Origin of the sequence: Acetobacterium sp. (assembly GCF_030652775.1) — a bacterium.
In the GTDB taxonomy this organism is placed as follows: Bacteria; Bacillota; Clostridia; order Eubacteriales; family Eubacteriaceae; genus Acetobacterium.
In genome coordinates, this window is sequence record NZ_JAUSPS010000047.1 from 1 (window position 1) to 22159 (window position 22159).

The following is a 22159-nucleotide window of genomic DNA, read 5'->3' on the forward strand; positions in this document are numbered from 1 at the left end:
CTGGGTTTTAATAATATCGTCCGCAAATTTTTTCATTTCTTCACGCTGCGTATTCGCTTTCAAAATATTGGCAGACGAAACAGCTTCCTCGTGATGTGCAATCATATGCACTAAATAATCATGTTCGCTTTCAATCGATTCCTGCATCATTCCAGAGTCTCTCATCTCAGAATTCATCATCCCTGAACCCATCATCCATCCAGATCCGTTATTAAGGTTTTGTCGAGCTGTGCCGTTATTTGTTAACAAAAAGATGATATAAGTCATCATCCCAAACAGAATCAATAGTACCGCGGCAAGTGTTACCCCAAGTATCACGATTGTTGTCTTTTTCATAATAGACACCTTCACTTTCAGACTAAAATCATTCCAGCGGCAGCATTTTAAATCATATCGTTGAAACTTTAATCTTATTTGCTAAGTATATCATGTTTAAATATTATTGGATGTGACTGTGTCACATCCAAAGCCGCCTCATTAAGACGGTCTTCATTACTGGCGACGCAGCTGGCATCGACAATAATCTCCGCTTCCGGCAGCGCCACCTTGCCATAAAGTTCCCACCCGGCGGTTCCTTTGATGCAATGAACAACCGGTAAATTTCTTCCTTCCTGAGTGTTTAGATAATCTGCCGTATGCGTGTCATAGGTAAACAGAATTTCCTGTCCTTTTTGGCGATATTCCAATATTTTTTTGGCAATCGGTTCCTCAAGACGAACCAACTGGGGAAAGCCAAGCGTTCCATCGACAAAATCTTGCTGATAATCTATTACCAATGGGTAAATTAAAATGCAACTCTTTGCGATAAGAAATCATTTCCAACTCTCCTCGTTTTTCTTTATTCTACTACAAAATGTGGCTGGATAGAAGAAACTTACCAACCATACTTGCACAGAGAGTGCTGCTTAGTCGTTCTATATTTATTAGCATGATTCTTTTTCACTTCTCAGTTGAGATCATATATCGCCCTTTAAATATCCACAAGGATGATTTTTTTTGTTGAATTGCTGTCATAATCCTGTTAAACTGAGGCAGATATAAGTGAAAAAAATCGATAAATGATCTGATAGAATAAGGAGAAACAAATGTTAAACGATACAACCAATAACTATCTAAAAGCCTGCGAAGACTGGCGATTAAAATTTATTGCAATGGACAAACAACAGCTCATGGAAAAATTACCGGAACTTAAGAGCGAGGAAGATTATCTTACTTTGAAACTCTTCGGACGAAAATTTGGAGTTCATTCTCAAACTGGCGAAATTGTGACTGTTGAAGATTTTAAACCAGTTTCAATTGTCAGCCAACTAAATATCTTCACCCTTTTCGGTTTTGTCAAACCGGGTGCTCAGTTCAAGGATAAATGGGTTCCCTTTAGAGAATTAAATGGCGCTGCCCCGTTTACAACAGCCTTTGAAAAACATGTGCTAGAGCCATTTGCCGAAACTTTTACCGGACAGATCGAAAAACTTTCGTGCGCCTGCGAAATTCTTGGCGGTGTCAAACTTTCACACTCGGATGTCGGCTATTGTTTAAACTCATTTGACTGCATTCCCATAAACTTCCTTTTCTGGGATGGTGATGATGAATTCCCAGCCCAGGGAAATATCCTTTACGATCTGAGTGCCACCGATTTTATCCATGTGGAAAGCACTGTCAGTCTCGCCATTGAAGGTATTGAGCGGTTGGCTGAAGTGGCTCAGGTCGATATTAAGGGACCGCTCTTTCATATGTAGCGAGATCCCTGTCAGCATAAGATAATGTCAGTCCACTATTGATAAATACGTTGCTCGCCCGGCTTCTGTTTTCTTTAGAAAAAACTGATTATCGCAAACAGTTCCTGCTCTGTCCGATCCAAATTTTTCCACGCAGGTTCCTATTACGTCCGCCGATATTTCCAGCTATTCGCGTTCTTTTAAAATTTCTACCAGGGAAATCTTTTTCAAGTGCCTGCCGATCATAAAATTAACGATGGCATAAGCACTTAAAATAATCGCCACCATGATCAGATAGGATTGGGGTGACATGGTGGCATTCATCCCGGCCGAAACATTCGATACCATATATGGGTAAATCTTATTTATAATCATTTTGCTGACCGGAATGGCAATAAGGGTCGAGAGCGCAACCGTATAGAAGGTGGTGCCCAGGTATAACTTTTTTATTTCCCGCTCATTATAGCCAAACACCTTGATTAATGAAATGCTGAAGGTTGATTTATCAATCATCATTTTTACTAATAAATACATAACAATCGCAAAGAGCATTACCGATGCGCCCAGAATGGTAATAACCAACCCATACATCATGGTGAACATTTGTCTGGCCGCAGCGACCATTTTATCAACCGTTATGACCGTGGCAATTCTTCCCGCTTCAATATCCAGTTCATGATCAGACATTAGGGTATTATAGTAGTCGTCTTCCTGTCCAAACAGCTCGCGCATGTCTTTAATGTCCATGAAAATATAGAGACCGCTGGCAAAACTAACCACTTCTTTAACCCTAAAGTTATAATTTCGATCTTCAAGATTATCAGACAGCGTAATCTCATCCCCCACCTTATAACCGAACTTATTGGCAACTGAATCAGAAATGATCACATCATTTTTTTCGCCATCCAACGGGAAATCAAAATAGGGGTTTTCATCATCAATTCCTTGGACCGTCACGTCCATCTCGCCCCCGGTTAAATAAAGTTCTGCCGTCAAGGACTCGGTATAAGCTTTGGTAACATCGTTGGGGGCATTTTCCATGGGATATTTTAAGAAGTAAAGATAATTGTACTCGACGTCGGATGCCACATTATTGACATAAGCACTAACACTTCCATAAATACTAAATCCAAAAACCATGAGTAGAATAGCAATAAACAATCCCCAAAACATGGTGAGATTCCCTCTGATTTCGCGCAGCAACTGGCGAATCCGATATCGATTAATAAAGCCCATCTCCTTCAAATCGATGTTGGCCAACTTATGCTGTTTTTTTTCCCGCCTGAGCAGTTTAAGTGGCGCCATGGATAATTTGCTGTTGATAACCATATAATTGACAAGCAAAGCGATCAGTACGGGTAGCAAAACACCATAAATCAAAAGATATGGTGGAAATACCATCGAATAGCCGGGATAAGAATAATAGGCAACATTTTCTTTAATATTTTCTCCAATCAGCAGAAACCCCAAGCCGGTTCCCAGCATTGCCGATGCTGTGACAATCAGCATCGGCAAGATCATAAAATGTCTGAGCAGTTCTTTTTTTACATAACCCATCGAATAGAGTGCCCCGATCACCGCACTTTCCTTATCGATGGTATGAATGACAAATACTGAAATCATATAGGCAATTAAGGTGATAATAATAACTCCCGCAATTAAAGCAGAGTTTTTATTAATGGCGGCATCGCTTTTACAGCTTGTAATCCGTTGATTATCATCAGCTTCTAGAAAAGCGATCAGATTGACATATTGATAATCCATATTTTCATCGATAAAACTGGTGACCTGATTTTTAAATTCGCCCATCCCACTGTTTAACTCGGAAGAGCCATTACTCAAGGTACTGACCCCACTTGCCACGGCCACACTGCCTTGATACAGATCAGCCGCTCCTACTGACAATTCCGCCGACCCTGAATAGGCAGATTCAACACCATTGGTATAGGCGCTCAGTCCATCTTTAAACTTTTTGTAACTATCCAGTTGCGCTTTCATGGTATTAAGCACGATCACAGCATTCGCATCTGAGCCTCCAATGGCTTTGATTAAGCCATCAATCACAGCACTGTAATTATCGCCGGTAATGGTGACTGTCATCCCCATTTTTTCAAATTCGCTGTTTACCTGCGCAATCATCCCCTGAAAGACATCGTCAGCCGCTTTATTTAAAGTGATATTGGAACTTGTCAATTCTTCTAACCCTGCGCTTAATTGATCGGTTCCATTTGCCAGGCTGCCTGCTCCATCTGCCAATTCATTGGTTCCTTGTTTGAGTGAGCTGGTTCCATTTGCCAGTATTTGTGTCCCATCTGCTAAATCATTAACACCACCGGATAAGTCATTCTTTCCTTTTTCAATGGTATTGATGATTTCTTGCATATATTTATTGGCGACCTTTGTTTTATCAAAATCCAGATCAACCAATTTTTCTTTAAGTTCCGAAGCGGTCAGGTTCCCGTCCAACTTATAGCTGTAATTATATTCGACATTGATATCTTCTGCTAACAGTTGCTTAAATTCTGCTTCGGAGACAAATCCGATGCTGAATTGTTTTAAATCCGCCAACACGTCCGAAACATTTTGGACAACATTAGAATAATCCGGCACTGTTCCGATCCCGGTCACCAGATAGTTTTTCTGATTCACGATCATGGACTGTCCAACCCTTATCCCATAATTTTCGGCGTAGTGTTTCTCCAGGACGATTTCACCCATTTGATCGGCCAGCCTTCCCTCCTCCAGCTCAATAGTATTGATATTCTTTCGATTTTCAAAAATACGAAGAATGGATTTTTCTGCCCCCATTAAATCCATGTAGAAGGATTCTTCGGTTTTAGCTCCCATCTTTTCAAGTTCCAGCTTCTGATTTTCGGTTAGCGGAACATAAACCGAAAATTCTCCGTCTTCCAGTTGATTTTTTTCATTATTTGTATCAATGGTATAATTGACTACATCGGTGGAACCAGCCATGCTCACGACCAACCCCAGCGAAAAGATGATTAAAAATACCAATGCTCCATATCGTACCCAGTTTTCTTTCAACTCCCGGATGATTCGCTTATTCAAAATCATTGGAAAAACCTACCATTCCAATTGACTGGCCGGTTTTAATACCTTGTTGGCGTAGTCTTCACTGATTTGACCGTCTTTGATTTTTATGACCCGATGAACCATTTCTTTAATCGCAGTATTATGGGTAACAATGAGCATGGTGGTACCATATTTTTTATTAATCTTCTCAATCAGCATCAGAATCTCCCGGGATGCCTGATAGTCCAGCGCTCCGGTCGGTTCGTCACACAATAGCAACTCGGGATTCTTGATCAGTGCTCTGGCAATCGCACACCGCTGTTGCTGCCCCCCCGATAATTGGGAGGGAAATTTTTTCTGATGCTCGGTTAACCCCAATACTTCCAGTAATTCATTAATATCCAGCGGTGTTTTTGTCAGGTATTCACAAACCTGGATATTTTCTTTAACCGTAAGATTTGGAACAAGATTATAAAACTGAAAAATAAAACCCAGTAAATTTCGTCGGTATAGTGACAATTCTTTGGGATTCAGCTTAGTGATTTCAATGTTACTTATTTTTATGCTACCGCTATCGATGGTGTCCAACCCGCCGATGGTATTAAGCAGCGTCGATTTTCCCGATCCGCTTGGCCCCAATATCGCACAGATTTGACCCTTTTCAATTCCGGTGGAAATACCTTTTAGTACTTGAACGTAGCTTCCTCCTTCGCCATAACTTTTTTTAATATCATTCACTTCAATAAACATTTTTGCCCCTTTCATATTTTGAATATCAATCGCTTATTCTGAAACTTATTTTTGCAGATTAGTCAAAAAAATCTGATGTTTGCACCGCATAACAGTGTTATGCTTAATTTAAAAATAAAATTGAATTCCAGATTCGAATTCAATTTTATTTTTCTTTATTAATAATTTCATCTTATCACTTTTTTAGTATCTCCAGCCAGCCTCCAGTTAGGTATTTGGCAATGACCTCAGCTTGAATCAAGGCTTCTTCCAAAGTCAATCCATGTGTCAGCAATTGGGCAAAAGAGGACGTCTCCAGATGAGCCAGCCAATGCATGGTGTAGGGATTGATCTCATTTTCCGGAACATCTGCTAAAGTTATATGATCCAGAAATTGAAGCGTGTTTTTTTCCATTAAGTCCACCAGTTCATCATAGAAATTCTCATATGCTGATCCATTGGCTTTACAAAGAAGTAAAATAAACACATCTTTATTGGCATACATATAGGTTACAAAGTCTCGACCCTGTTGTATCCCATCAGCAATTAATTCCTGTGACGTCGTTTTTGCATCCACATAAATAGCTTGTTCTTTTTCGGTATGATGGACAATGATCATTTTTATTTCATCAGCAACTTTTCTAACTAATGCCGCAAACAGATCATTCTTATCTTTAAAAAAGAAATACAAGGCGCCCGTTGTAACCCCGGCTTTTTTGCAAATCTTTCGCATCGAAGCTTTTTCGTAGCCCAATTCAAGAAACTCATCCTTCGCAACTTCTAATAATCGTTCTCGTGTTTCGGTTTCATTCCCCATTTTGCACCTTTGCTCAAACTATTTTAGATAACAGTGTTATGTTATCATGATAAGCCGCCCCTGTCAATCCTTACGAACACAAATTGCCGTTTAAAACCGAAATAAAAGGGGACTGGCGGTGAGAGATACGGGCAAAAAATAGTCAATTCCCACCCTAATGATTTCAATCAAGGTACTCTCGTTTTTAGACCAGCCAACAAACAAAGGCGTCCGAAGTAATTATTCTTAAATCAGCCGTGCTTGCCTTTGCCAATAAAATGTATTTTCAAGTAGGTATAAAAAATCAACAAACATAAGCGGAATATGTTTTCCCCTTATGTTTGTTGAACAAATTGGATTATTGTATCCGGTTCATTTCAGCCGATCAGAAAATTAATAGTCATCGATAAAACGATCCCAATAATACCACAGGCAATCCATTCCATAATCTTTCGGCTCAGTTTGTTTTTTTCTTGATACCGTCTGACGGTATCATCCAAAGAAATGGTAAGTTGGGTAATCTGTTGCGCCATTTCATCAACGGTACTTTTAAAATCATCCGCTGTTGTATTCAGGTTTTTTTCTGAAATTTCTTCCGTTTTCATTCTTTCGTCCGAATGATCAGCTCTTTTGAATACGCCTAAGCTGGAAGCAACAATCTTTTCAGTTTTTTCAATTGAAATAATTGCGATTTGCTTCTTTTCCAACTCAACAAATTCAATCAACATCTTCGGGCAGGGTATTAATTTCTCTTTTGCCTTATTAAATGTCTCGACCACCGAATCTTTTTTACAGCCGTATATTTTACCCTCATCGCCAACACCGATAATCAATTTACCACCCGATGCATTTGCAAACGATGAAAGGAGCTTACTTAACAGATTGGGTCCACCAGTGTGTCGCCTGAATGCCACCCGATTATTATCGCCATGATTAATCAATTCTAAAATTTCTTCATTTACATTGTTACTTGACAAAAATTTGCACCAGCTCTCATAACATTCTAGTATCGTTTCTGTTCAATTGCAAACAGATGTCAACAATTTAACGACGATATCAGTCATACTTCCAGCTACATCTAATTGTATTTTACATGCAACTTAGTTTATATAACCATGTTATCTAATAAGATTAACGGTGTCAATATTTTTTTGAGATATGCTTGCGAGCCGTCTGGTACAGATGAACGTTTATATTTAGGCATCCTGGCCTTTATAACAGTCAATCAGATAAGACATTCGGATCAAAAACCGAATATAAGCGTCATCCAGATCGATATGACTGATTTCAACGATCCGGTCCAACCGATATGCCAGAGAATTCCTGCGAACAAACAATTTTTCTGAAGTCAGCTTGATACTGCAGCCGCTATCTAAATAGACTTTCAATAATGAGCCCCGCCACAAAAGCGGGCGCACCAGAAGAGGTCGGAAAGGCTATTCTCTTCCTGGCAAGCGACGATGCCTCCTTTATTCACGGTGCCAGCCTAGCTGTAGACGGTGGATACACCATCTTCTAAATCAGACGAAAGAAAATAGTGACGATTCGGGAGCTGTGAAAGTTAGAGCAGGGATTTTGTGTCCCTGCTCTTAGCTTTTTTGCTTCACGATAATTTAGAACCACTTAAGAATAAATAGCACCCCATTGCAATCAAAGACAAAACCACCCGATACTCAGTCTCCTGGCCATTTGACCGTTATTCAGCCAATTCTTCTTTAATATAAGTCACCGCATTTTTTCCGGCCATCCGGCCTGAATTCACTGCAAAGCCCAGAGTATTGCCAGGCAATACAAAGACATAGTCCGGATTACAGACAGCATTAGCATCGGTGCCGGCGGCATAAAGACCAGGTATTTTGATCAGACTGTTATCCACTACCTCAGTGTTATCGTTGATACGGATACCGCCAAGACTACCGTAGGCACTGGGCGCAAATTTCAGGGCATAGAATTTACTGCCATCCAGTGGGGTCATGTATTTGCGATCCTTATTGAACTGCGTATCGCCAGATTGGCACATGGCATTGTATTCAGTCATGCTGGCAACCAGACCAGCCTTGTCAATGCCGGTCTTTTCGGCCAGTTCTTCCAGAGAATCGGCCACATAAAAAACGTCACTGCCGTTTTTTATGTGTTCTTCCATTTCCTGCTTGAAATCATTCATATCCATGGACGAAGTCACCACGTTAATCAGATCAAAGCCGTTTTCTTCATATTTTTTCATGATCTTATCATCGACAATGGAGAAAACAATCCGTTCTTTCTGTCGGGCAATGGCGTTCACCGAGAAGACCGGGTTTTCCACCACGGCCTCGTTGTAAAAACGCTTGCCATCGAGATTCACAAATACATTTGGCTGACGGAAGGGCAGTTCAATCGGAGCGTAACCGCCAGTGTTGGGTGCGAAGAAAACCAGCTCCATGTCCATATAGTCTTTGCCCGCGCCGGCATCCCAGGCCATCTGAATACCGTCACCCGTGAGGCCAGGAATCCGGTAGGAAAAGAGATCTTTACCCCATTGATAAGGGGTGTACTTTTCAATAAATTCCGGATTGTCCCCAAAGCCGCCGGTGGTGATAATCACCGCACCGCCAAAAACTTCCAACTCACCATCTTTATCATTGGCGGCGACGCCGATGATTTCGCTGTCTTCTTTAATCAGTTCTTTAACTGGAGTCTCCAGCATAATCTTAACCCCCAGTTCTTCAGCCCGTTCGGTCATGGCTTTGATCATGGTTGCCGCAGCCCGAAGACCCGGTTTGCCGGATTTCGGCTGAACGATGTGCCAGGTGGCTTCAGAACCTGGAAAATATTTGGATGGCAGGGCAAATTCGACGCCCATGTCCTGAAGCCATTCAATCGTTCCTGCCGATTGATCGATATATTTTTTTACCAGTCTGGCATCAGATCGCCAGTGGGTGTAATCCATGAATTTTTCGTAGGCCTGTTCTCTGGTAATTCCAATCAGGCGTTCTTTCTGAAGCTTGGTTTCAACGCCTAACAACCCCATGGCCATGTTGGCACAACCGCCGGTGGTGTTGGCTTTTTCCAGAATGGTTACCTCGGCACCGTTTTCGGCTGCTGAAATAGCCGCTGCCAAACCGGCTGCACCGCCACCTACCACAATCACATCTGTTTCAAATTCTCTCATTGTTTTTCTCCTTCTATTTATATCTTTTTCTATTTATTCACTTTTTCGCCGTCGTTTTCGGGACATTAACCCACTAGCTTCGGTTTCCACCTGAAAGCTGCCCGCTGGAATGGGTGCCTCCGGTAACTTTGGCAGAACCGCCCCTGCCCGAATAATCGCTTTGTCGTCGCAGACATCCTCGCAGGCACCGCAACGGTTGCAGAGGGAGACATCAATCACATGGATCAGCCGATCCCCGCCAGCAATAGCACTCACCGGGCAGATATCCACACATTTACTACAGCCGGTACAGGTTTCGGGGGCTACATAAAAGGTTAATAGCTTATTGCAGACCAAGGTATCGCAGCGTTTTCGCTTGATATGTCTGGTAAGATCCTCGGCGTTTTCGGCAATCCGCTGACTAACAATTCTCCCCACTTCCTTACCATAGTCACAGCCAGATCCCAGCACCAGATCGGCTGAGATATCCTTGATGATTTCCACATCCTGCTCCCGGCCCAATCCTTGGGTAATACTCTCGGTGACCACCGCCAGCTGTAGCAAACCTTCCCGGCAGATCACACACTCCCCACAACTGTTGCGCCGGGTATGATCGGTAAAACGCCGCAGTTGATCCACTGGGCAGGGGTTTTTTTTAACTTCTGTAAAGGAGGATAGCACAAAGCGTTTAATCTCATCCAGAGATGCCATTTTCCATTGTTTTCTGATTTTACTTTCCATCTTATCCCTTCCTATTTAATCCCGTAACTGGCCCAGATTCGAGGTTTCGTGATGGCCACCCGCATGTCACACTGGAGACAGCGTACCGCTTCGTTGCAGGCTTCCTCTGCTGCTAAACAATGGTTCACGGCAGAAAAGTCGGCAGTCCGCTGGTCTGGGTTTTCCTGGATCGGTATCTCCCGTTTTTTACCAAGAAAGGTATCGTCCCGACCCAGATAAGTCCCTGCAACTTTTTCCCGAGACAGCATCTCCTCGATTTTTCCATCGCCGCCCAAAGCCAGATCCATGGCTATGGCCGCTTTTCGACCGGAGGCGATGGCGCGGATCACTGAATGGGTACCGTAAGAGACATCCCCAGCCAGATAGACCGATTTATCTGCCGTCTTCACCTCATCCACCGATCCGATGCAGTTTCCAGGAGTCAGCGGCAGATCCCATCCGGCCGGAATTTCGGGACGCTGTCCAATAGCAAAGATAATGGTGTCCGCCGGAATCACATGGTCTGAATCCGGAGCCAGCTCCAGCTGCATTTTTTTGTTGTCATCTAGATTAAAACTTTTCACCTTTTGGCAACAGACCCCAGTTGCCCGACTACCCTGATGTTCAATGGCATTAAAGGAAGTATTATTAATGATTTTGATCCCTTCTTCCAGTCCTTCTTCGATTTCGTCCAGACTGGCAGTCATCCCGACCCGACTTTCCAGACACAGGATGGTTACCTCTCCAGCACCCAAGCGGCGGGCGGTGCGGGCACAATCAAAAGCCACATTTCCGCCGCCGAGCACCACTACCTTGCCCTGAAGGATCGGCGCTTGATTCAGAGCCGCTTTTCTCAGAAAGTCGATATTTTCTTCCACATTGTCACAGTTCGCACCGTCAATCGGCAACCGGGTACCCTTTCCGGCACCGATGGCAATCAGAATTTCATCATAGCCCGATTTTTTCAAGGCCTCCAGATCGGATATTTCGGTACTGGTACAAATCTCAACTCCCATATCGGTAATGATGGCAATTTCGGCCGCCACTGCTTCACGAGGCAATCGGTAGCTGGGAATTCCGGTTGTTAGCATGCCCCCGGCCACTGGCATTTTTTCAAACACAGTGACTGCATGACCGGATTTTTTCAGATAATAGGCTGCTGTCAACCCCGCCGGACCACTGCCAATGACGGCTACTTTTTTACCGCTGTTCGGTTTGACCACGATCTTTTCTTTCCAGAGTCCCTGATCCTGAGTAGCGGCAAATTTTTTGAGTTCCCGGATCGACAGAGCTTCGTTAATTTCCTTCCGACGGCAGACATCTTCACAAAAGGCCATGCACACATATCCCAACGAATGGGGAAAAGGTGCCCGCTCCCGGATCACGGCAATGGCTTCCTGATCGTCACCTTCTTTAATCGCCCGGATGTACTTGGGTACATTAATCTGTGCAGGACAGCCTGACCGACAGGGCACCAGACCAATTTCCCGGTTGAGATCATCGGAAAAAACGCCGTCCTTGTCCTGAAGGGCACCGGTGGGACAGACTTCCACGCAGGCACCACAGAACCGACAACCTTCTTCTGTCATCAAGTGATGGTTTTTTACATCCACCATGATTCGATCATCCGCCATCACCGCATAATCCAACACGTCCACACCCCGCAGATCCCGACAAGCCCGGACACAGCGCCCGCAGGACACACAACGGTTCAAATCCCGAACAAACAATGGGTTGGCCGTATTTACCGGGACGGCATTCAAGGTTCGTTTAAGTCGGGCAGTGCTGACTCCCAGATACTGAATCAGAGACTGGAGCTCGCATTTTAAATACTTGGGACAGGTGGTACAGTCATCCACATGGTTGGCCAGCATCAACTCCATCGACAACCGCCGCATGGCATTGAGTTTCTCAGTTTTCGAGTAAATGACCATGTTTTCTTCTACTCGGGTTGAACAGGCGGTTTTAATCTCATCCACCCCTTCGATTTCTATCACGCAAAGCCGGCAGGCTCCAATATCCGGCAGATCCGGATGGTGGCATAAATGCGGGATGTACAGGTCTGCCTTCAGGGCTGCATGTAAAATACTGTCCCCCGAATCCACCAACAGCACATGCCCGTCAATCGTTATCGATACCGTTTTCAATTAACACACTCCATTTCATTTATACGCTTAGTTTGAATGATTTTTCCTCATTTCTAAAACAAACAGTATCTCGGTTGATGCTGCAATACCGTCAATTGTTACATTGTGTCGTTTGCATTAGGACAAACACGACATAGCCTGTCCGATCCCCGCAGCAAACAACTGATTAACAATTGATCGTACGGTAGCAGTCTTCCAACACAGTTCTGTCGCCGAAAAAAAATCCAGTTACTATCGCTTGACTGTTAAATATCAATCAATTTATAATGAGACTATAAGGTTTGCCCTAGGGGCAAAGTCAAGGGGAAAGTGTGAAAAAAATAAAAAAATTATATTCGATTGGCGAAGTATCCCAGATTCTCAATATTCCCACCAAAGCTTTGCGCAATTATGATCAATTAAATCTCCTCAAACCCGAGCAGGTGGATGTCCAAACCAAATATCGCTATTACAGCTACGACCAGTTTTTTACTATCGATGTGATCCGCTATCTCAATAAGGTGCTTTTTGTTCCCCTTGAAGAAATTCGGGAGCTGATGGGCGAAAACAAAGACCACCAGAAACTACAGAAGCTGCTGGAGGCCCACAAAAATCAGCTTGATCAGAAAATATCTGAGCTGGAATATTCTAAACAGTTCACCGAAGAGCTGATCACCGATATCAAATACCGGGAAAATCGTGATGAAGAAATCCTCATTCACGAAGAGTATCTACTCTCGCGTAACCTCTATTACAAAGAGCTGGATGTATCCATTTACGATCTGGACAAGCATGTCAGCCGGATCAGCATCGACTCCGGTAATATCCACAACCGGGAAAACAATATGATGTGCACCCTCTATTCCATTGCCGATTATGAAAAAAGCCAGGCTCTGAACGTCAAAGGCTTTGGCATCTTTTCGGACAAAAAAATTCCCGGACTTAAATCGAAACTTATCCCGGAGGGGCGCTATCTAAATCAGCACTTTCTGTATTCTGAAGAAAACTGTCTGGCTGCCCTGAGAAATCTGATCCGCTACAGTCTCACCCACGATATTAGACTGGACGATACGGTTTATCTGATTTCCCGGATGGTCAAGGTTTCGGCCAATACCAAGTACGATTATTACATGGATCTGCAGATCATGCGAAAATTCTAAAAAACTGTTTTTGGCTGAATTTCCAAAGCGAAAAAGCAATAAATTTGGTTAAAATCGAAGCTACGATCTAATCGTCGCAACTTTCCCGGTGTAATCGGTTAGACAAAGTCTTGATAAAAAAGCCTGGCCGATTACCACGTTTTAAGTTATACTCATCAATTGTGACAAGCTATGTTTTTTCTAAAACACGATCAACTACTAAAGCAGGTGAAAAGCAATGCCAGAACTACCAGAAGTCGAAACCGTTCGCCGAACGTTGAAAAATTTTATTATTGGCAAAAAAATTAAGGAAATCCGGGTTCATTACGATAAGATCGTCGCCGGTGATACGAATGATTTCGTAGCGTCACTAACCGGACAAACCATTCGGGATATTGATCGGGTGGGGAAATATCTGATCTTTATTTTGGATCATGATGCCTTTATTTCGCATTTACGGATGGAAGGCAAGTATAATATTGTCGACGCTTCAAAGCCGCTAAACAAACATGAACATCTTACCTTTGTTTTTAGTGATGGCACCGAATTACGTTATCAGGACACCCGTAAATTTGGTCGTTTAGAACGGGTAAGCAAAGAAACCTATCGTCATGATTTACCGCTTTGTAAACTTGGCTCTGAACCATGGAACGCCGATCCTAAAGAGATCTATGCAAAAATACATAAAAGTAGTCTGCCGATTAAAACCTTGTTACTCAATCAAACCATTATGACTGGAATCGGCAATATCTACGCCAATGAAATCTGTTTTAGAATGAAAATGCATCCCGCTACCCCCGGAAAACGGGTCAGTAAAAAGCGGGTCGTTGAATTAATCGCCGTATCGAAAGAAATTCTGGAGCAGGCCATTGCCCAGGGCGGAACGACGATACACTCTTTTGACGCCAATGGCATTACCGGGTTGTTTCAGGTACAGTTACAGGTGCATACCCAAAAAGTCTGTCCGGTATGCAATGGCGCTATCACCAAGGAAATGGTTGGTGGCCGAGGGACTTATTATTGTAAAGCGTGTCAAAAAAAGAAGGGCTAAAGTTTTTAAAACCACTTGAATACAAACAGAATCCGTAACTGCACAAAAGCCATCATCTTGATTCTTTTTTTATCATTTTCATTCACCTGTGGAATTAACATGGTACAGTAAGCCAAAACTATTATTTCAAATTATAGGGAGTTTTAAATGAAAATCCGCAATGATTATACCTGCCCCCTTGAGATTGTCCACGACATTATCAAAGGCAAATGGAAAACAATTATCATTTTTCAGATGAGATCTGCTTCTGTTTCTCTTTCTGACCTGGAAAAAAGCATTACCGGCATCAGCCAAAAAATGCTCCTGCAGCAATTAAATGAGCTTCGGCAATTTGGCCTCGTTGACAAAGAAAACGCTCCGGGTTATCCGCTTCATGTTGATTACTATCTCACCGAACGGGGCCAACGGATCCTCAAGGCCATTGAAATCATGCAGGAAGTTGGGATCGACTATATGGTTGAACACCAGCTGACTGATATCTTGGATCAAAAGGGCATCTGCTATCGCAAATGATTGTTTTTTTCTCCTTCCAACAAACCATACCCACAAAAAAGTGGGTAATTTACCTCCTGATCAAGATGACTTATACTGTAAAAAACGAGGAGGTTTAAGAAAAGAAAAAAGCATTAATACTAATTGATATCCAAAACGATTATTTTGCCGGTGGTCGTTTTGAGCTTAATCAGCCGGTCGCCGCTGCCCAAAACGCTAAACGCGCCTTAGCCTATTTTAGAAAAAAAGGGCTTCCCATCTTTCATGTTCAGCATATCAACATAAACACAGCGGCGCCCTTTTTCATCGCCGAGACCGAGGGTGTCAATATCAATACGCTGGTATCGCCCTTTCCCGGGGAAAAGATAATTATCAAAAATACCCCGGATAGTTTCTTCAATACGGATTTGCTTCAACTACTAAAAGAATCGGCCATCGAACAGCTGGTGATCTGCGGCATGATGAGCCATATGTGCGTCGACACCACGGTGCGTTCAGCCAAAAGACTGGGATTTGAAATCGAATTATTGAGCGACGCCTGCACCACCAGAGATTTACTTTGGGAGAATGCCCCGATTCCTGCTGAACTTATCCACACTACTTTTATGGCCGCCTTGCAAAATACCTTTGCCGATGTGAAGCGCACCGAGACATTTATAAAATCCGACTCCTAAAAAACGGCTTGCTTTATTACAATAAGACAAGCCGCTGATTCGGCATTTTTATCTGCTTGGCATTAACCTGTCACAACCACAATTGATATAAATGGACGGGTTATCGCAATACAAATGAGCCACCAAAAACGCTTCGTATCCAAAGCGTTTTCTCCCCTTCCCTATTCCCGCTCTTTGTTTTCCTCCAAGCGGATATTTAAAATTAATGCCAAAGCGATTACGCCATATACAATGAAACTTCTAAAATATTCACCCAAGGCCACATTATTAAATGAATTCATCCCGGCCAGCGGCGATAAAATAAAGATGGCATGGATGATGACAACCCCGAACAAGGCCTGTCTGACTTTTGCCGATTTAATTGTCGCACCTCCGACTAGCAAGGCCGCACAGGAAAAGGTATCTTCATTGAGATGTTCGGTATAGACATTTAACGATCCGATATTCTGGAGATAGATAAACTGGCCGATTCCCGCCAAAACGGTTGAAATCACAATCGCGATGATCCGCATCTGATCGACATTAATCCCCGCCAATTCGGCCTTTATTGCGCTGAGACCGACGGTTTTAATATTCTGTCCCAGAGGGGTTCTTGTAATGTAATAGACTAAGAAGGCAATCGCCAAAATCATCAGGATTAGAAAAACGGAAATGGGCGTCCCGCCAATTTGGAAGGTTCCAAAACTGTTAAAGAAATCCCGGTATATTTTTAAATCCAACATACTTTTCACGCCAACTCCCGAGTCCAGAACAATATGTTCGTTGTTAACCGGGATGACGGTTCCAAAGCCAACTAAAAATACTAATTGATAAATATAATTCGCCAGCAATCCAATCACGATGGAGGTAATCATCTCCCGCCCTTTAACGATATTCATAAGTTTTCCGAGCAGCAACCCGATCAGGATATTAAAGACCAGGGTCAAACCAAACACGGTGACTGCGCCGATTCCGCCCGGCAAATTGGCATTTAATACGATGATATAGGAAGCCTGGGCAGCCATCGCTCCGACGATAATAGAAAAGTTCAATCCCATTCCGGCCAGAATCGGCACAATTAAGGCCAGCACTAATACACTGTTACGAATAAAACGAACGGTCACTTGTTCCACCACAAAACCGGGGGTAACATCGGCTAAAAAATAACAGATGATCGCCAAAGCAACAAAAATCAGTGGGACGAGATGCTTTTCTGGGAAGATCATATCGCTGCCAGCATTCAGCTTATTTTTCATCGTGAACACCTGCTTTTCGTTGATTCAAAAAAGCATAGAGAATGATCCCATTGGTGATGATCATCCGGACAATTTCAGCCATCTGAGGAACCAATAAGGTGTTGGCGATGGGGGCGGACAGCAGGAAAATCGTCTGATATAAGTAGGTTCCTAACATAGCCTGGCAGACAGTGGCTCGTTTGCCGGTACATCCCCCCACTAAAATTGCGGAAATCGCCGGAAATGCAAATGCTCCCGGGCCACCATAGAGTTCCACAAAACCATAGGACTGGGCATAAACGCAAATGCCGATGCCGGCCAGGACGGTTGATAAAATCACCCCCAGGATGCGATTTGAATTGATTCCTAATCCGGACAATTTGCAAAAATTCTCATATGAGCCAATTGCAATCAGGGCTTTCCCTTTTTTTGTTTTAAAAAATGCTACAATTATCAAAGCAATCACGGCATAAAAAAACAGTAATCCCCAAGGCACTTCGATGGTTCCAATCTTCACGACAAACAACTGATCCAAAACCTTGGTAAAATAATTCGCCAGACTGATTTTTGGTCTTAACCCACTTCCACCAATGGGATACAACATCTCCCGATTACTAAAAGGTGCTACGGTCCAGAAAAAATTCATTAAGGGAATAAAGGCGAAGCCGATAAAAATCGCGGCGATATCTTCCTTTCCTTTGACCCGGTTTAATATTCTTCCATAGAAAAAGCCAAAGACAATTGCAATCGGAATGGAGATGATGACGGCTGCTAAAAAACCGGTGATTCCGGTTAGTCTAAACTGAATGGCCATACACATGCCCATTAAACCGGCGGTAATCCCCACTGAGCTCCCGAAGTTCAAACCAACTCCGGCATTGATCATCGGAATTAATGCCAGTACAAATATTCCGTTCATGGCAAATTTTATCAGAGAGCCACTAATTAATTCGGCCATATTGTAATTTAGGGCGGCGGCAATTATAAAAAGCAGCATTAAAAAACTGCCGATGACGATCTGGGGCAGGCCTCTTAACCTTTGTTCACTCATTATTCAGCTCCCCGGTCAACGCTAACGCAAATTCCTCTTCCGATGCCCCGGGATCCAGAATTCCTGATAATCTACCTTCGCACAACACAACGATCCGATCACAAATTCGTTTCAGTTCTTCGATTTCACTGGATGCAACAAGAATCGTCATGTCCCGATCCCGGTTCATCTTCACAATCATCTCCAGAATTTTTTCCTTGGCTCCGATATCAATTCCCCGGGTGGGTTCCATAACAATGAGAATTTTCGGATCCATGGCCGCTGCTCTGGCGATACAAACCTTTTGCTGATTACCGCCGCTTAACTCCCTGACTTTTTGTTTCTGACTGGTACATTTGATGTTGAGTTTTGCAATTTGTTTTTTAACATAGGGTTCTATTATTTTCATATTTTCAACAGAAAATAATTTCAGAATCTTCTTCTTGAATTTATCCTTTAACTGAAAACTGGAGAAGACAATATTATATTCCACCGATTCTTCCATCATCAAACCCATTTCCTTCCGATCATCTGGCAGTAAAAACAACCCTTTAGCGATGGAATCTGAGATGGTATTATTTTTCTTTTCACCTGCCACAAAAACTTCGCCAGTCATCGGATAGTAACCAATGATGCCATAACACAACGCCGCTTTCCCATGGCCGGAAAGACTGGTAATACCCATAATTTCTTTTTTCTTTACCGCTAAATTCAAACCCCGAATGCGCTCTTCCGGAGATTTAACCGAAAAATCCTGGAGTGTTAAAATCGTTTCTTCACTGGTGCAGCCTTTTTCTCTGATCATTTGATCCACTTCAGAACCGATCATCTCTTTTGCCAGCAGCTCGACGGACATCTCCTGATGCCCATACGTTGAAACCAACCGGCCATCCCGAAGCACCGATACCTTATCGCAGAGGTTGCATACCTCGTGTAAACGGTGGGAGCAGAAGAGGATTGCAACCCCTGTTGCCGCAAGATCCTTAATGATTTTCATCAGAATGTTTGAATCTTCAGTATTTAATGCCGCTGTTGGTTCATCCAAAAGCAGTAGCTTCAAATCGTCCGTATTAATCGCTCTGGCGATCTCTACAAATTGTTTGGTATTAACCGACAAATTCTTCACGAGCAGTGAAACATCGATATCGAAGCCGAGGGTCTTTAAGGTTTTTTTTGCCAAGGTTTTGTTTTCTTTGTCATCTAAATATGAAATTTTCTGAAGCCAGGATTGTTTATTCTGGTTAATTGTTTTTTCTTTATTTAAATTAATACTTTCGTATATGCTCAGCTCAGGAATCAACATGAATTCCTGATGAATCATGCCGATGCCGTTTTTTATTGCATCTTTGGTATTGGCTATAGCAATGGTTCTATTTTCAATTCTGATTTGCCCTGTATATCCACCGGATTCTGAAATAACACGATTCCCAAATAAAATATTCATCAATGTGCTTTTTCCTGATCCATTTACCCCGACCAATCCGTAAATTTCTCCTTTTTTGATGCCCAAATCGATATGATCTAAAGCCTTCTGATTTCCGAAATTTTTGCTGATCTGTTGTATTGTTATACAATCATTCATGCTTTTTGTCTCCCTCACCACCCTGATATAAAAAAATCCTCACAAACATCGTGAGGAAAAGGTTTTGCACATGAATTATGAGATTGCTCAAAAGAGCAATCTCACTTTATCATTTTAATAGAAAATTGAATCCATAATCATTACAAAATAATTATCATATGTTTTACCGTTACTATTTAATTTTTCATACTCCACTTCGATCCCGAATTTGTCTTTTGTCAGTTGATTTAATACGGCCGGATCTTTCGCATCGAAATCCGGATTATCAATCATTTCCATGGCTAAATAAACAGCAAACTCTGGCATATAAATGGTGACTGGAATCGGCCAACCTGACAATCTTCCGGTCATCCCTTTATCTGCTACTTTTTGACTGATCATTTCATTGATTTTATCAAAATTTGTTCCGTCCTCTTCAGCTATTTCAAGCCCCAATACCGTTGGATAGGCTTGTGTTGGCGTCGGGCAGCACTGTTCAGCAACAATAAAACCTTCTTTCATTGCTTCATCCAAAATCACATCATACATCGGGCAATTGCTTCCAAAGATGTTGGTATCTTTTCCATATTTAGCAATTTGTCTGGGAATATCTTCTCTTAAGAATTGCTGCATGGCTTCAACACTGTCCCCTGTTTGAGGATCTGGGGTAACCACCTCAACCCATTCCATCCCCAGTGCTTCAGATGTTTTTTTCATCATATCTTTTCTGGCCGATATTAATGGTTTTGATAAATGGGTTGGGAAAGAATAGTGGATAAATGTTTTGGCACCCATCTGTTTTGCTTTGGTCGGAATCGTTTCCCCGCGCTTAATCCAGTTGGTGTCCAGGTTGATATCAATATATTTTGACATCATTTCTGGTTCGTCAAAAATCGGAGCTGTAATCGTGATGATCTCCGGATTCTTTTCTTTAATTTGTTGGAATGCCGGGATCAAACCAGATTGACCGGAAGCAACAATCACCGCTTTCATTTTGGGATCATCGGCTGCTGAGACAATGGTACTGATACAGGTTTCAATTTCATCTTCAAAATTTTCTGGCAGCGTCAGGTGGGTAACAACATTCGGATATTCTTTCGCCATTGCTTCCCCAGCTCTAAACTCATCTTCACTTGCTGAAAGTGTCGGTGTCACAATCGCAATATGGTAGTCACCATCTGAACTTCCGGACTTTCCGTTCACACCACTACAGCCTGTTAACAAAGTACTGATAATGACCAAACACATCAATAAACAAATCAACCTCTTCTTCAATGTTTTCTTTCTCCTTTAAATTTCCTTTAATTTTCGTGGACACAGCGCCATTATTTTACCCTATTGTGGATAATTTTTCCAGCTGAACTGCTGAAATAAATCATTGTATAACATCTTTTGATATTTTAATCATGATTATTCCATTTTGTAATATCGCGTTTGAATACCTTGATAAATCTGTAAATCAGCTACGCATACGCTATACTGAACGATTTCGGTTCTTGACACTGGTTCAATGTTCATCATATACTAACGTTTATTAGAATTGAAAGGAATGGTGATTATGTTAAACCTGCCTGCAGAATTTGAAACATTTAATGAACTCAAAAAGAAAGGGTTTATCGAAATAAAAGAGGAAAAAGATAAAGGAAAAAACGTTGTCGGTATTTTCTGTTCTTATACACCGGTTGAGTTAATTATGGCCATTGATGCCCATTTTGTCAGCCTCTGTGGCGGTGATGATGCCAGCATCGCTGCGGCCGAAAAGTTTCTACCCAAAACGCTATGCCCGCTGATTAAATCGAGCTACGGCCTGGCCATTACCGATTCATGTCCCTATTTCTACTTTTCCGACGCCATCCTGGCGGAAACAACCTGTGATGGTAAGAAGAAAATGTACGAGCTGCTTGGCGAAATAAAACCAACCCATGTCATGCACCTTCCCCAAAGTCAAACCGCCCCCTTGGCCATTGAATCCTGGACCGAGGAAATGAAACAAACCGCCACCTTCCTGGAACAGCAGTTTGGTCGACCGATAACCACTGAATCACTCCGACAGGCAATTATTGATCGTAATCGGGTCAGAAAAGCACTCTTACAACTTTACGAAATAGCCGCCTTAGTGCCATCTCCGGTTTCCGGCTACGAACTCTCCAGCGTGGTTGAGTCCACGGATTTTCATTTTACTGATGATGATGTTGTCGAAGGTCTTAATCAAAAAATTGAAGAATATCTTGCTCGTTACGTCGCCCCCAATCCAGACGCAAAAAGAAGACCCCGCTTGATGATTACTGGGTGCCCCATTGGCGGCTGTCGGGAAAAAATTCTTAAAGCTGTTGAAGATTTAGGGGCGGATGTTGTCGCTTTTGACAGTTGCAGCGGACCCCGAACCCAGAAAGTCTTAGTCGACGAAACCATCGATCCTTATCAGGCACTGGCCGAAAAATATCTTCTGATAAATTGTTCGGTGATGTCTCCCAATCAGGGCCGTTTTGAGGATATGAAAGAAATGCTGAAACACTACCAGGTTGATGGGGTGATTGAACTGATTCTTCATGGCTGTCATACCTTTGCGGTTGAAGCTTACTATACTAAAAAATTCGTTACTGAAACCATGGAGCTTCCCTATATTTGCATCGACGCCGATTTTTCCACTTCTGATGCCGGTCAAATCAGAACACGATTAGAAGCCTTCCTGGAAATATTGCAATAGTTGAAGAAACATGGGAAAGAAAAATTGACTGCCTAATTACAT

The 22159-nt window shown here is 42.6% G+C and carries 21 protein-coding genes; 7 read left to right on the forward strand and 14 right to left on the reverse strand.

Annotation, left to right across the window (positions count from 1 at the left end; all coding sequences use genetic code 11):
- The coding region (locus Q7J41_RS08190; protein ID WP_304886999.1) for a DUF305 domain-containing protein at window positions 1-336 on the reverse strand (336 nt) is incomplete at its 3' end.
- A 74-nt stretch (window positions 337-410) separates the two neighbouring features.
- A complete protein-coding gene (locus Q7J41_RS08195; RefSeq protein ID WP_304887001.1) occupies window positions 411-776 on the reverse strand; it encodes a cysteine hydrolase family protein in 366 nt (121 codons plus the stop codon).
- 309 nt (window positions 777-1085) lie between these two features.
- Between Q7J41_RS08195 and Q7J41_RS08200 the strand changes: the two genes are divergently transcribed.
- Window positions 1086-1736 (forward strand): DUF3786 domain-containing protein, encoded by a 651-nt coding sequence (locus Q7J41_RS08200; RefSeq protein WP_304887003.1) that lies wholly within the window; start codon window positions 1086-1088, stop codon window positions 1734-1736.
- A 165-nt stretch (window positions 1737-1901) separates the two neighbouring features.
- On the opposite strand, the gene Q7J41_RS08205 is transcribed toward Q7J41_RS08200, so the two are convergent.
- The 5 genes from Q7J41_RS08205 to Q7J41_RS08225 form a co-directional block, all read right to left on the reverse strand.
- A complete protein-coding gene (locus tag Q7J41_RS08205; RefSeq protein WP_304887005.1) occupies window positions 1902-4790 on the reverse strand; it encodes an FtsX-like permease family protein in 2889 nt (962 codons plus the stop codon).
- Window positions 4791-4799: 9 nt separating this feature from the next.
- Window positions 4800-5498, reverse strand: coding sequence for an ABC transporter ATP-binding protein (locus tag Q7J41_RS08210; protein ID WP_304887007.1), 699 nt, complete (start codon window positions 5496-5498; stop codon window positions 4800-4802).
- Between the two features lie 175 nt (window positions 5499-5673).
- Window positions 5674-6294, reverse strand: coding sequence for a TetR/AcrR family transcriptional regulator (locus tag Q7J41_RS08215; RefSeq protein WP_304887010.1), 621 nt, complete (start codon window positions 6292-6294; stop codon window positions 5674-5676).
- 356 nt (window positions 6295-6650) lie between these two features.
- A complete protein-coding gene (locus Q7J41_RS08220; RefSeq protein WP_304887011.1) occupies window positions 6651-7250 on the reverse strand; it encodes a helix-turn-helix domain-containing protein in 600 nt (199 codons plus the stop codon).
- 219 nt (window positions 7251-7469) lie between these two features.
- A complete protein-coding gene (locus Q7J41_RS08225) occupies window positions 7470-7661 on the reverse strand; it encodes a helix-turn-helix domain-containing protein (RefSeq protein ID WP_304887013.1) in 192 nt (63 codons plus the stop codon).
- Between the two features lie 2 nt (window positions 7662-7663).
- Between Q7J41_RS08225 and Q7J41_RS08230 the strand changes: the two genes are divergently transcribed.
- A complete protein-coding gene (locus tag Q7J41_RS08230) occupies window positions 7664-7792 on the forward strand; it encodes an SDR family oxidoreductase (RefSeq protein WP_304887015.1) in 129 nt (42 codons plus the stop codon).
- Between the two features lie 177 nt (window positions 7793-7969).
- On the opposite strand, the gene Q7J41_RS08235 is transcribed toward Q7J41_RS08230, so the two are convergent.
- From Q7J41_RS08235 to Q7J41_RS08245, 3 genes are read right to left on the reverse strand one after another with little or no spacing between them, the layout of a single operon-like run.
- Entirely contained in the window at window positions 7970-9424 is a 1455-nt protein-coding gene (locus Q7J41_RS08235) for an FAD-dependent oxidoreductase (RefSeq protein WP_304887017.1), read from the reverse strand.
- A gap of 33 nt (window positions 9425-9457) precedes the next feature.
- Window positions 9458-10144 carry an NADH-ubiquinone oxidoreductase-F iron-sulfur binding region domain-containing protein gene (locus Q7J41_RS08240; RefSeq protein WP_304887018.1) on the reverse strand — a complete coding sequence of 229 codons (687 nt, stop codon included), beginning with the start codon at window positions 10142-10144 and terminating at the stop codon, window positions 9458-9460.
- 11 nt (window positions 10145-10155) lie between these two features.
- Window positions 10156-12270, reverse strand: coding sequence for an FAD-dependent oxidoreductase (locus tag Q7J41_RS08245; protein WP_304887020.1), 2115 nt, complete (start codon window positions 12268-12270; stop codon window positions 10156-10158).
- Window positions 12271-12581: 311 nt separating this feature from the next.
- Between Q7J41_RS08245 and Q7J41_RS08250 the strand changes: the two genes are divergently transcribed.
- The 4 genes from Q7J41_RS08250 to Q7J41_RS08265 all read left to right on the forward strand — a co-directional run bounded on the left by Q7J41_RS08250 (window position 12582) and on the right by Q7J41_RS08265 (window position 15605).
- Window positions 12582-13409, forward strand: coding sequence for a helix-turn-helix domain-containing protein (locus Q7J41_RS08250; protein ID WP_304887022.1), 828 nt, complete (start codon window positions 12582-12584; stop codon window positions 13407-13409).
- A gap of 217 nt (window positions 13410-13626) precedes the next feature.
- Window positions 13627-14439, forward strand: a complete 813-nt coding sequence (gene mutM, locus Q7J41_RS08255) for a DNA-formamidopyrimidine glycosylase (RefSeq protein WP_304887024.1) — start codon at window positions 13627-13629, stop codon at window positions 14437-14439.
- Window positions 14440-14586: 147 nt separating this feature from the next.
- The gene (locus Q7J41_RS08260) at window positions 14587-14952 is read left to right on the forward strand and encodes a helix-turn-helix domain-containing protein (RefSeq protein ID WP_304887027.1); all 366 of its coding nucleotides are present in this window, start codon (window positions 14587-14589) and stop codon (window positions 14950-14952) included.
- Between the two features lie 122 nt (window positions 14953-15074).
- Complete coding sequence (locus tag Q7J41_RS08265; RefSeq protein ID WP_304887062.1) at window positions 15075-15605, forward strand: cysteine hydrolase family protein; 531 nt, start codon at window positions 15075-15077, stop codon at window positions 15603-15605.
- A 161-nt stretch (window positions 15606-15766) separates the two neighbouring features.
- Here the strand turns inward: Q7J41_RS08265 and Q7J41_RS08270 are convergent, their stop codons facing one another.
- The 4 genes from Q7J41_RS08270 to Q7J41_RS08285 all read right to left on the reverse strand — a co-directional run bounded on the left by Q7J41_RS08270 (window position 15767) and on the right by Q7J41_RS08285 (window position 20613).
- On the reverse strand, window positions 15767-16840 hold the full coding sequence (locus Q7J41_RS08270) for an ABC transporter permease (protein WP_304887029.1): 1074 nt from the start codon (window positions 16838-16840) through the stop codon (window positions 15767-15769).
- On the reverse strand, window positions 16830-17870 hold the full coding sequence (locus Q7J41_RS08275; RefSeq protein ID WP_304887031.1) for an ABC transporter permease: 1041 nt from the start codon (window positions 17868-17870) through the stop codon (window positions 16830-16832). Before Q7J41_RS08275 ends, Q7J41_RS08270 begins: the two co-directional genes overlap by 11 nt.
- Complete coding sequence (locus Q7J41_RS08280; protein WP_304887032.1) at window positions 17863-19431, reverse strand: sugar ABC transporter ATP-binding protein; 1569 nt, start codon at window positions 19429-19431, stop codon at window positions 17863-17865. Before Q7J41_RS08280 ends, Q7J41_RS08275 begins: the two co-directional genes overlap by 8 nt.
- Before the next feature lie 114 nt (window positions 19432-19545).
- Window positions 19546-20613, reverse strand: coding sequence for a DUF3798 domain-containing protein (locus tag Q7J41_RS08285; protein WP_304887034.1), 1068 nt, complete (start codon window positions 20611-20613; stop codon window positions 19546-19548).
- Window positions 20614-20968: 355 nt separating this feature from the next.
- Here Q7J41_RS08285 and Q7J41_RS08290 point away from each other — a divergent pair, with 355 nt between their 5' ends.
- A complete protein-coding gene (locus Q7J41_RS08290) occupies window positions 20969-22117 on the forward strand; it encodes a double-cubane-cluster-containing anaerobic reductase (protein ID WP_304887036.1) in 1149 nt (382 codons plus the stop codon).
- Window positions 22118-22159: the final 42 nt, after the last annotated feature.

Coding starts and splice junctions, on each gene's coding strand:
- Q7J41_RS08200 (WP_304887003.1), top strand. CDS start 1,086: ATGTTAAACGATACAACCAATAACTATCTAAAAGCCTGCGAAGACTGG.
- Q7J41_RS08205 (WP_304887005.1), bottom strand. CDS start 4,790: ATGATTTTGAATAAGCGAATCATCCGGGAGTTGAAAGAAAACTGGGTA.
- Q7J41_RS08210 (WP_304887007.1), bottom strand. CDS start 5,498: ATGTTTATTGAAGTGAATGATATTAAAAAAAGTTATGGCGAAGGAGGA.
- Q7J41_RS08215 (WP_304887010.1), bottom strand. CDS start 6,294: ATGGGGAATGAAACCGAAACACGAGAACGATTATTAGAAGTTGCGAAG.
- Q7J41_RS08230 (WP_304887015.1), top strand. CDS start 7,664: ATGAGCCCCGCCACAAAAGCGGGCGCACCAGAAGAGGTCGGAAAGGCT.
- Q7J41_RS08235 (WP_304887017.1), bottom strand. CDS start 9,424: ATGAGAGAATTTGAAACAGATGTGATTGTGGTAGGTGGCGGTGCAGCC.
- Q7J41_RS08240 (WP_304887018.1), bottom strand. CDS start 10,144: ATGGAAAGTAAAATCAGAAAACAATGGAAAATGGCATCTCTGGATGAG.
- mutM (WP_304887024.1), top strand. CDS start 13,627: ATGCCAGAACTACCAGAAGTCGAAACCGTTCGCCGAACGTTGAAAAAT.
- Q7J41_RS08260 (WP_304887027.1), top strand. CDS start 14,587: ATGAAAATCCGCAATGATTATACCTGCCCCCTTGAGATTGTCCACGAC.
- Q7J41_RS08270 (WP_304887029.1), bottom strand. CDS start 16,840: ATGAAAAATAAGCTGAATGCTGGCAGCGATATGATCTTCCCAGAAAAG.
- Q7J41_RS08275 (WP_304887031.1), bottom strand. CDS start 17,870: ATGAGTGAACAAAGGTTAAGAGGCCTGCCCCAGATCGTCATCGGCAGT.
- Q7J41_RS08280 (WP_304887032.1), bottom strand. CDS start 19,431: ATGAATGATTGTATAACAATACAACAGATCAGCAAAAATTTCGGAAAT.
- Q7J41_RS08290 (WP_304887036.1), top strand. CDS start 20,969: ATGTTAAACCTGCCTGCAGAATTTGAAACATTTAATGAACTCAAAAAG.